Source organism: Aestuariivirga sp., assembly GCF_044238155.1.
Classification (GTDB): domain Bacteria; phylum Pseudomonadota; class Alphaproteobacteria; order Rhizobiales; family Aestuariivirgaceae; genus Aestuariivirga.
In genome coordinates, this window is the sequence record NZ_JBIIDX010000118.1 from 1 (window position 1) to 11,128 (window position 11,128).

General features: G+C 62.8%; 11 protein-coding genes and 1 pseudogene. 9 read left to right on the forward strand and 3 right to left on the reverse strand.

From position 1 onward, the window contains the following. The 6 genes and pseudogenes from ACILRN_RS12335 to greA all read left to right on the forward strand — a co-directional run. A pseudogene (locus tag ACILRN_RS12335) lies at positions 1-222 on the forward strand (5-(carboxyamino)imidazole ribonucleotide synthase); the annotation flags it as partial. An 81-nt stretch (positions 223-303) separates the two neighbouring features. Next, the gene (rpsU, locus tag ACILRN_RS12340; RefSeq protein ID WP_395688711.1) at positions 304-561 is read left to right on the forward strand and encodes a 30S ribosomal protein S21; all 258 of its coding nucleotides are present in this window, start codon (positions 304-306) and stop codon (positions 559-561) included. A gap of 192 nt (positions 562-753) precedes the next feature. Continuing rightward, entirely contained in the window at positions 754-1,038 is a 285-nt protein-coding gene (locus tag ACILRN_RS12345) for a hypothetical protein (protein WP_395688713.1), read from the forward strand. 161 nt (positions 1,039-1,199) lie between these two features. Further along, a complete protein-coding gene (locus tag ACILRN_RS12350; RefSeq protein WP_395688715.1) occupies positions 1,200-1,388 on the forward strand; it encodes a hypothetical protein in 189 nt (62 codons plus the stop codon). A gap of 26 nt (positions 1,389-1,414) precedes the next feature. After that, complete coding sequence (carB, locus tag ACILRN_RS12355; RefSeq protein ID WP_395688716.1) at positions 1,415-4,780, forward strand: carbamoyl-phosphate synthase large subunit; 3,366 nt, start codon at positions 1,415-1,417, stop codon at positions 4,778-4,780. Positions 4,781-4,979: 199 nt separating this feature from the next. After that, positions 4,980-5,453 carry a transcription elongation factor GreA gene (greA, locus tag ACILRN_RS12360; RefSeq protein WP_395688728.1) on the forward strand — a complete coding sequence of 158 codons (474 nt, stop codon included), beginning with the start codon at positions 4,980-4,982 and terminating at the stop codon, positions 5,451-5,453. Between the two features lie 201 nt (positions 5,454-5,654). On the opposite strand, the gene ACILRN_RS12365 is transcribed toward greA, so the two are convergent. Continuing rightward, the gene (locus ACILRN_RS12365; protein WP_395688717.1) at positions 5,655-6,200 is read right to left on the reverse strand and encodes a glutathione peroxidase; all 546 of its coding nucleotides are present in this window, start codon (positions 6,198-6,200) and stop codon (positions 5,655-5,657) included. Positions 6,201-6,232: 32 nt separating this feature from the next. Beyond that, positions 6,233-7,426, reverse strand: a complete 1,194-nt coding sequence (locus tag ACILRN_RS12370; protein WP_395688718.1) for a benzoate/H(+) symporter BenE family transporter — start codon at positions 7,424-7,426, stop codon at positions 6,233-6,235. Between the two features lie 143 nt (positions 7,427-7,569). On the opposite strand from ACILRN_RS12370, the gene trxB reads away from it, so the two are divergent. Together trxB and ACILRN_RS12380 are read left to right on the forward strand one after the other, a co-directional pair. Continuing rightward, complete coding sequence (gene trxB / locus ACILRN_RS12375; RefSeq protein ID WP_395688720.1) at positions 7,570-8,532, forward strand: thioredoxin-disulfide reductase; 963 nt, start codon at positions 7,570-7,572, stop codon at positions 8,530-8,532. Further along, positions 8,519-9,424, forward strand: coding sequence for a LysR family transcriptional regulator (locus ACILRN_RS12380; protein ID WP_395688722.1), 906 nt, complete (start codon positions 8,519-8,521; stop codon positions 9,422-9,424). Before trxB ends, ACILRN_RS12380 begins: the two co-directional genes overlap by 14 nt. Before the next feature lie 266 nt (positions 9,425-9,690). Here the strand turns inward: ACILRN_RS12380 and msrP are convergent, their stop codons facing one another. Further along, entirely contained in the window at positions 9,691-10,653 is a 963-nt protein-coding gene (gene msrP / locus ACILRN_RS12385; protein WP_395688724.1) for a protein-methionine-sulfoxide reductase catalytic subunit MsrP, read from the reverse strand. 98 nt (positions 10,654-10,751) lie between these two features. Here msrP and ACILRN_RS12390 point away from each other — a divergent pair. Next, on the forward strand, positions 10,752-11,128 hold a 377-nt coding region (locus ACILRN_RS12390), incomplete at its 3' end, for an aminopeptidase P family N-terminal domain-containing protein (RefSeq protein ID WP_395688726.1).

Genomic DNA, 11,128 nt, shown 5'->3' on the forward strand with positions numbered 1-11,128 from the left:
TCACAGTTCGAGCAGCACATCCGGGCCGTATGTGGCTGGCCTCTGGGCACGGCAGAGCGTCATTCTGACGTGGTGATGACCAACCTCCTGGGAGAGGAAGCCAGCCGCTGGCAGGAACTGGCAGGAGAGCCTGGTCTTCATCTCCATCTGTATGGAAAGCGCGAGGCCCGCCCCGGCCGGAAAATGGGCCACGTGAACCGGCTTTCCCCTCGACAGCCCTGATGGGGCATGCTAAGCCGCGCGCCAATTTCGGGCCTTTCACGGGGCCCCGAGACCCGTCCCAACCTAATTTTGAGGTAGCACTTGCAAGTCGTCGTTCGTGACAACAATGTCGATCAAGCCCTGAAAGCTCTCAAGAAAAAGATGCAGCGCGAGGGCATTTTCCGCGAAATGAAGCTGCGCGGACATTACGAAAAGCCCTCCGAGAAGAAGGCGCGCGAAAAGGCCGAGGCGGTGCGCCGTGCGCGCAAGCTGCAGCGCAAGAAGCTGCAGCGCGAAGGTCTTCTGCCCATGCCCAAGAAGGTCGAGGGCGCGCCCACCCGCGGCCCGCGCTCCCAGTAAATCTCCCACACAGCCAAGTGGTTTCGAAAGGCCGCCTCCCCAGGGAGCGCGGCCTTTCAGTTTCTAGCGGGCTGCCGCCGGGGCGCCGATTAAGGCAGCCGCCACAATTGCCCTGAACTTGTCACAAGCTACCACAAAACGGTTACAGGCCCGTCCTACGGCCGGACAGTTTCCCCCTTAGCTAAACACGACATGAACGGCGCATTCAGCATCGGTTCCAGTGCGGAACGGCAGAATGCACGGGCAAGTGATGAGGAGAGGGAAAACCCGATGATCCGTAACCTGTTCGTCCTGATGGCCATGATCGCTGCGGTTCCGGCCGCCGCTGCCCTGCAGTCTGCGCCGCAGGGGCTCGAGGTGCTGCAGTCCGCCGGCGCCAACCAGACGGTGATCTACAAGAACAGCCCCTTCCCCGTGATCGGCCCGCTGGTGTTTGAGGCCTGCGCGGTGGAGGATTGCTCCGACGTCCCGCAATGACCATTTCGCCGCTCCAGGCCCCGCCTTGCCGGGTACGGTTCGGCATGATTGAGAACCCAGGCAGTTCTTCCCCCCATCCCCTGCAAACACTGCCTGCAACTGGGCCCCGGCCATTTGTGCCGGGGCTTTTTTCCACCTCCCGCAACAGTCGCCTGCACCGGATGAAGTCCTTTGCCCTGTCCCTGATACTGGCCGCGCTGTTCATGGCGGCTGGCGGATTTCCGCCGCAACCGGCCCAGCCCCTGCCCGTGCCGGTCGGCAATGTCACGGTGATCCACAAGTCGCCTGCCACCCTCGGCGCGGTGGACGAGGGGGCGATAGGGCTTGGAATCCCCCATGTGATTGTGTAGGGAACCCCAAATCGGGTTTCCCTCACATGCCAAAGCGCACCGACATCAAGTCCATCCTCATCATCGGGGCTGGGCCCATCATCATCGGCCAGGCTTGCGAATTCGACTATTCGGGAACCCAGGCCTGCAAGGCACTGAAGGCGGAAGGCTACCGCATCATTCTGGTCAACTCCAATCCGGCCACCATCATGACGGACCCGGATCTGGCGGACGCCACCTACATCGAGCCAATCACGCCCGAGGTTGTCGCCCGCATCATCGAAAAGGAGCGGCCTGACGCTCTGCTGCCGACCATGGGCGGTCAGACCGCACTGAACACCGCACTCTCGCTCAACCGGATGGGCGTGCTCGAGAAGTTCGGCGTCGAGCTGATCGGCGCCAAGGCCGAGGCGATCGACAAGGCCGAAGACCGCGAACTGTTCCGCGAGGCGATGAAGAAAATCGGCCTCGAAACGCCGAAATCCATGCTCGCCAATGCTTCCGCCGCCAAGGACGCCGACAAGGATTTCCACGCGGCGGAGATTGCAAGGCTCAAGGCCGGCGGCGGCGATGTTGACGCCTTCGAAAAGCAATGGGCGGCCGAAGAGCCTGAGCGTCTGCGCAAGTACCGCAACCGCGCCATGGTGGAAGCCTTCGAGGCGATGCTCGAGGTAGGGCTTCCCTGCATCATCCGGCCCTCCTTCACCCTGGGCGGCACCGGCGGCGGCATTGCCTACAACCGCGAGGAATTCTTCGACATCGTCGAAAAAGGGCTTGATGCCTCGCCCACCGCCGAGGTGCTGATCGAGGAATCGGTGCTGGGCTGGAAGGAGTATGAGATGGAAGTGGTCCGCGACAAGGCGGACAACTGCATCATCGTCTGCTCGATCGAGAACGTCGATCCGATGGGCGTGCACACCGGCGATTCGATCACCGTGGCCCCGGCGCTGACGCTGACCGACAAGGAATACCAGATCATGCGCAACGCCTCGATTGCGGTGCTGCGCGAGATCGGCATCGAGACCGGCGGCTCCAATGTGCAGTTCGGCGTCAACCCTGCCGATGGCCGCCTCGTGGTGATCGAGATGAACCCGCGGGTGTCGCGCTCTTCTGCGCTCGCCTCCAAGGCCACCGGCTTTCCCATTGCCAAGGTCGCGGCCAGGCTGGCCGTGGGCTACACGCTCGATGAACTGGCAAACGACATCACCGGAGGGGCCACGCCGGCCGCCTTCGAACCCACCATCGACTATGTCGTCACGAAGATCCCGCGCTTTGCCTTCGAGAAGTTCCCGGGCGCGTCCGCCACCCTCACCACCGCCATGAAATCGGTGGGCGAGGTGATGGCAATTGGACGGTCCTTCCAGGAGTCGATGCAGAAGGCGCTGCGCGGGCTGGAGACCGGCCTCACCGGCTTCAACGAGGTGGCGATCACTGGTGCGGGCGAAGGCGATGACCGGAACGCCATCCGCGCGGCGCTGGGCACGCCCACGCCGGACCGCATCCTCAAGATTGCCCAGGCTTTCCGCATGGGAGCAAGCGTCAGCGAGATTTACGACTCCTGCAAGTATGAACCCTGGTTCCTTCGCCAGATCGAGGAGATTGTGCGCACCGAAGAGCTGATCAGGCAGCGCGGCCTGCCCAGGGATGCGGCGAACCTGAAACGACTGAAGTCCATGGGCTTTTCTGACAAGCGCCTTGGCGAGCTCGTCGGCCTCTCCGAAGACAGGGTGCGCGCTCACCGTCACAAGCTGAAGGTGCGCCCTGTCTACAAGCGCATCGATACCTGCGCCGCCGAATTCGCGTCGCCCACCGCCTACATGTATTCAACCTACGACAACGAGGATGAGGCTCGGCCCTCCGACCGCCAGAAGGTGATCATTCTGGGTGGCGGCCCCAACCGCATCGGCCAGGGCATCGAGTTCGATTACTGCTGCTGCCATGCCTGCTTTGCCCTGCATGATGCTGGATATGAGTCGATCATGGTCAATTGCAACCCCGAGACCGTGTCGACCGACTACGACACCTCGGACCGGCTCTATTTCGAACCGCTCACCGCCGAGGACGTGCTGGAGATCATCCACACCGAGCAGTCCAATGGCACGCTGAAAGGCGTTATCGTGCAGTTCGGCGGCCAGACGCCGCTGAAATTGGCGGGCGCTCTCGAAAAGGCAGGTGTACCCATCCTCGGCACGACGCCCGACGCCATCGACCTGGCCGAGGACCGCGACCGTTTCGCCAGGCTCATCCGCAAGCTGAAGCTGCGCCAGCCCGAGAACGGCATTGCGCACTCCGCTGCCGAGGCCAGGAAGATCGCCCGCCGGATCGGCTTCCCCGTGGTCATCCGGCCCTCCTATGTGCTGGGCGGCCGGGCCATGGAAATCGTCCGCGACGAGGCCCAGCTCGAACGCTACATCACCGAGGCGGTTGTGGTCTCGGGCAGCTCGCCGGTGCTGATCGACAGCTATCTCTCCAACGCCACCGAAGTGGATGTCGACGCCATCGCCGACGGCAAGGACGTGTTCATCGCCGGTGTGATGGAGCATATCGAGGAGGCGGGCATCCATTCGGGCGACTCGGCCTGCTCGCTTCCGCCCTATTCGCTGAAAGCCCCCGTCATCGCCGAGCTCGAACGCCAGGCACGCGTGCTGGCGCTGGCGCTCAAGGTGGTGGGGCTGATGAATGTGCAGTTCGCCATCAAGGACGGCGACATCTACGTGCTCGAGGTGAACCCGCGTGCCTCCCGCACTGTGCCATTCGTTGCCAAGGTCATCGGTCTGCCGGTGGCCAAGATCGCTGCCCGCGTCATGGCGGGCGAGACCCTGGACAGCTTCAAGCTGAAGTCGAAGAAGATTTCGCACGTTGCCGTCAAGGAGGCTGTGTTCCCCTTCAACCGCTTCCCCGGCGTGGATGTTCTGCTGGGCCCCGAGATGCGTTCCACCGGCGAGGTGATGGGTCTCGACATGAGCTACGATATGGCCTTCGCGAAGAGCCAGCTCGGCGCCGGCATGCGCATGCCGCAGGCCGGAACGGTGTTCATTTCGGTGAAGGACGCCGACAAGCCCAAGATCATCCCCGCCATGAAGAAATTCGTCGAAATGGGCTTCCGGCTGGTGGCCACGGGAGGCACCCAGCGCTATTTCGAGGAGAAGGGCATCCCCTCCACCAAGATCAACAAGGTTCTGGAAGGCCGCCCGCATGTGGTCGACGCCATCAAGAATGGCGAGATCCAGCTGGTGCTGAACACGACCGAAACACGCGCCTCCCAGTCCGACTCGAAACCGATCCGCCAGACGGCACTGATGCAGAAGGTGCCTTACTACACCACCCTTCCCGGCATCCTGGCGGTCACCAAGGCGATTGCGGCCCAGCGCGAGGGCCGGCTTGAGGTCAAGCCGCTGCAGGACTATTTCTGACCAAGAAAAGCATTTATTTACAATGCCTTATCCATTGAGCTCGGCACCCCTCTTGAATTTCCGGGTCAGTTGCGGCATCCTGCGGTTTCGCCCGGCATGATGCGGTCGCTCCGCATCGCCGGGTGTCGTTTTTTCCAAGACACCGACGAACAACCGTCTCCGGGCCACGCGGAGCACGGCAAGAGACTGGACGATGCCGATGGACAAAGTGCCGATGACTGCCGAGGGCCACGCCGCCATGATGGATGAGGTGAAGCACCTCAAGACCGTGGAGCGACCGCGCATCATCAAGGCCATCGAAGAGGCCCGCTCGCATGGCGACCTCTCGGAGAATGCCGAATATCACGCCGCCAAGGAGCAGCAGGGCTGGACCGAGGCACGGGTCGCGGAGCTTGAGGACAAGCTTTCCCGAGCTGAAATCATCGACATATCAAGACTTTCTGGTGACGTTGTGAAGTTTGGCGCGAAGGTCACGCTGATTGATGAGGAAACCGACGAGAAGACGTCCTACCAGATCGTCGGTGAGTTCGAGGCAGACGTGAAGAAGGGCAAGATTTCCGTGTCCTCGCCCATTGCGCGTGCCATCATCGGCAAGAAGAAGGGTGACTCGGTCGAGGTCAACACGCCGGGTGGCGGCAAATCCTACGAGATCGCCAAGGTCGCCTGGCGGTAAGCGCCGCCGAACGCCCCCCCTTCTTGTCGTGGCCGAGCCCGACCCCGCCATCACCGCGGGCGCGGCAGCCAACAGGGTGCCTCTGGTCAAGCATCCACCCCTGTCATCATGGCCGGGCTCGACCCGGCCATCACCACGGGCGCGACAGCCAGGAGGGTGTCCGGATCGGGTCTGGCGGTGATGAGATGATGAAGTCGAGCGCTACGGAGCAGCCAGCGCCTTGTCGATGGCGGCGGTGATCTTGGGGCTCATCGGCTTGGTCTGGGTCGAGAACCAGTCGATGAACTGCCCGTCGCTGCCAATGAGGTATTTGTGGAAGTTCCATTTCGGCCGGCCCAGCATGCCGGCCTTTTCGCCCGCCCATTTGTAAAACGGTGTCGCGTCTGCCCCCTTCACCACAGTCTTGTCGGACAGCGGGAACGTGACGCCATAGTTGAGCTTGCAGAAGGTGGCGATTTCCTCCGCCGATCCTGGCTCCTGTCCGCCGAAATCATTGGACGGAACACCGATCACCACCAGGCCCTTGTCCTTGTAGGTCTGCCATAGTTTTTCCAGCTCTTCATACTGCGGGGTGAAACCGCATTCGGATGCCGTGTTGACGATGAGCATCGGGTGACCCTTGAACTGCACCAATGGCATGGGCTTGCCGTCAATGCCGGTCAGTGTGAAGTCATAGGCGTTGGGTCCAGCCATGGCGGGCAAACTCGCGAGCAGGGTGAAGATGATCGTCAGGAAGAGTTTTCTCATATTGGTGAGAACGAAGCACGGCTTGCTCCGGATCAGCCCAGGTCACGGCGCCGAGCCCGCAGCGCATGGCGAGCGGCGAACAACACAAGCCCCGCCAGCAGCCCCCAGAAGGCTGAACCCACGCCCAGGACCGTCACCCCGCTGGCTGTGACAAGGAACGCTGCCAATGCACTTTCGGTGTCGCGAGGCTCCTTCAGCATGGCCGTCATGCCGCCCATCATCGGCGCGAACAGCGCGAGCCCCGCGATGGCGGTGATCAGGTCCTTGGGCAGCGCGCCCAGTACCTGAACAAATCCGGCCGCCATCAAGCCGATCAGGCCGTAGAGAACGAGATAAGGCAAGGCCACCAGCCAGCGCTTCGCCGGATCCGGGTGGCAGTCGGGGCCGGTGACGATCGAGGCGGTGATTGCCGCCATGTTGATGGCATGGCTGCCAAAGGGTGCAAGCAGAGTCGAAGCAGCCCCGGTGGCCAGAAGCGCGGCTTGCACCGGCGGCTGATAACCGCTGGCCCTCAGAACAGCGAAACCTGGCAGGTTCTGCGAGGCCATGGTCACCAGAAACAGCGGCACGCCAATCGACAGGATCGTCTGCCAGTCAAAGGCGGGCGTGGTCCAGACGAGACCGGTCAGGCCGAAGTTGCAGCACACCCCCGTTCCATCAACGCTGAGCAGGCCAAGGCCCACGCCGGCCGCTACCACCACCGGCACGGCATACAGCGGATAGAACAGACGCAGGGCAAAGAATATGGCGACAAGCGGCAGCACGGCCCAGGGCAGCGCCAGCGCCGCGCCCGGCACACCCAGCGTATAGCGCAGCAGCACACCCGCCAGCATCGCTGCCGCGACTGGCGCAGGAATCTTCTCGATCGCCCTCTCCAGAGGCTTGATCAGGCCGGCCACCATCATCAGCAGGCCAGCAACCACGAAGGCCCCGAGCGCATTGGCATACGTGATGCTGCCACCCGACGTGGCGATCAGCACCGCGCCCGGCGTCGACCAGGCAGTGATCATCGGCATGCGGTAGCGCACTGACAGGATGAAGGAAGTGGCCGCCATGCCAAAGCACAGGGCGGCCGCCCAGGACACCTGCTGGGCCGGGGTGGCGCCAACACTGCGGGCCGCCTCCATGATGACGAGAATGGTGGAGGCGAAGCCCACGACCACTGCCGTGAGGGTGGCCGATATCAGGCTGAACCAGCCGGGCTGAAGGCTGAGGGACGTGCGCATCGGGTCTGCTGTAGCAAGTCGGACGGCGGGGCGCGAGAGAGACAGCCAACCACCGGCGAGCGGTTGTTCACAACAGCTTGTAGCGGGCTTGTCGCAAGGACCGAATAAGCTATGCTGTTTTCTCATAGCAGGGAGTATGAACCATGTCCGCCCGTCATGCCCGGGTTCTGATCCTCGGATCGGGGCCTGCCGGTTACACCGCCGCAATCTACGCCGCCCGCGCCATGCTGAAACCGATCCTCGTCCAGGGCATTCAGCCAGGTGGCCAGCTGACCATCACCACCGACGTCGAGAACTACCCTGGCTTTGCCGATGTGATCCAGGGTCCATGGCTGATGGATCAGATGCGCGCCCAGGCCGAGCATGTTGGCACCGACATCGTGTCCGACACGATCACCGAGGTGAAGCTCGGCCAGAAGCCGATCTGGCTCAAGGGCGATTCGGGTCAGGACTATACCTGCGATGCACTGATCATCTGCACCGGCGCGCAGGCGAAGTGGCTCGATCTCCCGGCCGAACAGGCCTTCCGCGGTTTCGGTGTTTCGGCCTGCGCCACCTGTGACGGTTTCTTCTACCGCAACAAGCGGGTGCTGGTGGTGGGTGGCGGCAACACTGCCGTCGAGGAGGCACTGTTCCTCACCAATTTCGCAAGCGAAGTTCTCCTCGTGCACCGCCGCAATGAATTCAAGGCTGAACGCATCTTGCAGAACCGCCTGTTTGCCCACCCCAAGATCAAGGTGATCTGGGATACGACACTTGCGGATGTTCTGGGTACGGACAATCCAAAGGGCGTCACCCATGCCCGCCTGAAGAACGTCAAGACGGGCGAAACACAGGACGTGGCAGTTGACGGGATCTTCATCGCCATCGGTCACAAGCCCGCAACCGAGCTGTTCGAGGGTCAGCTTCCCTTCAAGCAGGGCGGCTACCTCATTACCGAGCCACGCTCCACCCAGACGGCAATCCCCGGCGTGTTCGCGGCGGGAGATGTGACGGATGACGTCTACCGCCAGGCAGTGACCGCCGCCGGCATGGGCTGCATGGCAGCTCTCGAGGCCGAGCGCTGGCTGCATGGCCAGTCCGAGGTGCGTCATGCCGCTGAGTAGCGTCATGGACTGGGACAAGCTGCGCATCTTCCACGCCGTGGCGGATGCCGGCAGCTTCACCCATGCCGGCCATGACCTCGGCTTGTCGCAATCTGCAGTCAGCCGCCAGATCAGCGCGCTCGAGGAAGCGCTCAACGTGCCGCTGTTTCACCGCCACGCGCGTGGGCTGATCCTCACCGAACAGGGCGAGATGCTCTACCGCACCGCGCATGAGGTGTTCACCAAGCTCACCGCGGCGCAGACACGCCTGATGGATTCGAAGGAAAAGCCGTCAGGCGAACTCCGCATCACCACCACGGTGGGACTCGGCAGCGTGTGGCTGACGCCGAGGCTGCGCGAGTTCTCGGAGATCTATCCCGAGATCGCCATCACCCTGCTGCTCGATGACCGCGAACTCGACCTCTCCATGCGCGAAGCCGACGTTGCCATCCGGCTAAGACGGCCAACCCAGCCGGATCTGATCCAGCGCAAGCTGTTCACGGTGCACCACCATCTCTATGCCTCGACCGACTATCTCAAGAAGCACGGCATTCCGAAATCGCTCGACGATCTCGACAAGCACAAGATCCTCACTTTCGGCCAGGCCCCCAACTATCTGACGCCCGTGAACTGGCTCGAGAATGTGGGCCGCCCCGAGGGCGAACCGCGGGCCGTGTCTCTGCGCGTCAACAACGCCTACGGTCTGCGCCGTGCGGTGCAGGCTGGCATGGGCATAGCATCTCTGGCTGATTACATCGTGCCGGAGGATTCAGGTCTCGTGCAGATCGACCTGACGGTGGAAACTCCCGAGTTCGACACCTACTTCGTCTACCCCGAGGAGCTGAAGGACACCAAGCGCGTCACGGTCTTTCGCGACTTCATCGTGGCCAAGGCCAAGGAGTGGAGCTTCTGATCCCGGCTTGCTGAAACGCCCTCCTGCTCCATTGCAGGAGCAGCATGGCTCCCATGCCACGGCACTGCTTGTCGCGACCGGCGGCTTGCATGATCTTGCATTCTGCCGCGCATCCGGCGTGGGATTCGATGGCTTGTCGGCCTCCCCTGACAGGCCGTCAAACGGGGACCGCGATGCTCGACCCTGTGCGAGCAGCGCCTTCCAAGCCCCTCTCTCGGGGCGATCGGAAACTTCAAAGGCTGGTCTTTGCGACCGGCCTTTTTCTTTCACATGAACAGCTTCTCTGCCTCGAGGCCGGCATAAAGACCCGCGACCTGCTCGCCATAGCCGTTGTACAAGAGAGTGGGTACACGCTCACCCGAGCCAAGCACCTGCTCGCTCTCCTGGCTCCAGCGCGGATGCGGCACCTCCGGGTTCACATTTGCCCAAAATCCATACTCCGTCGGGCCAAGGGTTTCCCAGAAGCTAACCGGCCGGTCAGCCGTGAAACTGACCCGCACCAGACCCTTGATCGACTTGAAGCCATATTTCCACGGCAGGTGAAGACGAAGCGGTGCGCCCATGCTGTTTGGCAGCGGCTTGCCATAGGCCCCGGTTACCAGCAGCGGCAGCTCGTTCAGCGCCTCGGCCATGGTGATGCCCTCGACGTAGGGCCATGGATAGCTGGTGAACAGCCCGTCTTTCTGCCCCGGCGCCACGTCCGGCCTGTTGAAGGTCTCGAAGCGGATATAGCGCGCATTCGATGTCGGCTTCGCAAGTTCTACCAGACGCTTCACCGGAAAGCCGGTCCACGGTACCACCATCGACCATGCCTCGACGCAACGATGCCGGTAGATGCGCTCTTCCAGCGTCACCGCTTTCAACAGATCATCGATTGCCCAGCGTGCCGGCTTTTCCACCTCACCGTCGATGACGATCTCCCACGGCCGGATCGGCAACTTGTCGGCCGCCGCCGCGATGCGCTTCGATGACCCGAATTCATAGTAATTGTTGAAGGTCGTGGTGTATTGCGCCTCGGTCACCGGCCGCCCGGCATCGGCGTATGCCGGGTTGGGCGGCGCGGGGTAGAGCCCGGCGGAAGGATCGGCCTCGGCTCGCGCGCTGCCCGCGGCGGCGAGCGCCAGCGCCCCTGCCGCCGCGCCCATGAAGTGGCGGCGGTTCAGGAAGACATGTTCATCCGTGACCCGTGACTCAGGGATTTCCCAGCCGTGAATGCGCTTGATCAGCATGGTCGTCTCCTGTTGGTCTCGCGTCACGCGCCCCTGCATGCCGGAACTGGACGCGGAGAGTTGTTTGTTTATCCTACGAATCTGACAGGAGTTGGACCATGCGCCGCGCCGTTCTCAGCCAGATCAACCTGCCGGATTTCGGCAGCCCCGTTTCCGAGCCTCAGTTGTCGCGGCACCTCTATGCCGCACGGCTCGAAGCGCTGCTTGACCGAATGCGCCAGCACGGCCTTGAGGCTGCCGTCATCTATGGCGACCGTGAGCACATGGCCAACATCTGCTGGGCAACCGGCCATGACCCGCGTTTCGAGGAAGCCCTCCTCGTGGTGGTCCCCGGCCGCAAGCCGACCCTGTTCCTCGGCAATGAAGGCTATCCCTACGCCGAGGCCGCGGCCGGAACCTTCGAGCGGGTCCTCTGGCAGCCGCTCAGCCTGATGGGCCAGCCGCGCGACCGGTACCAGCCGCTTGATCGTCTGCT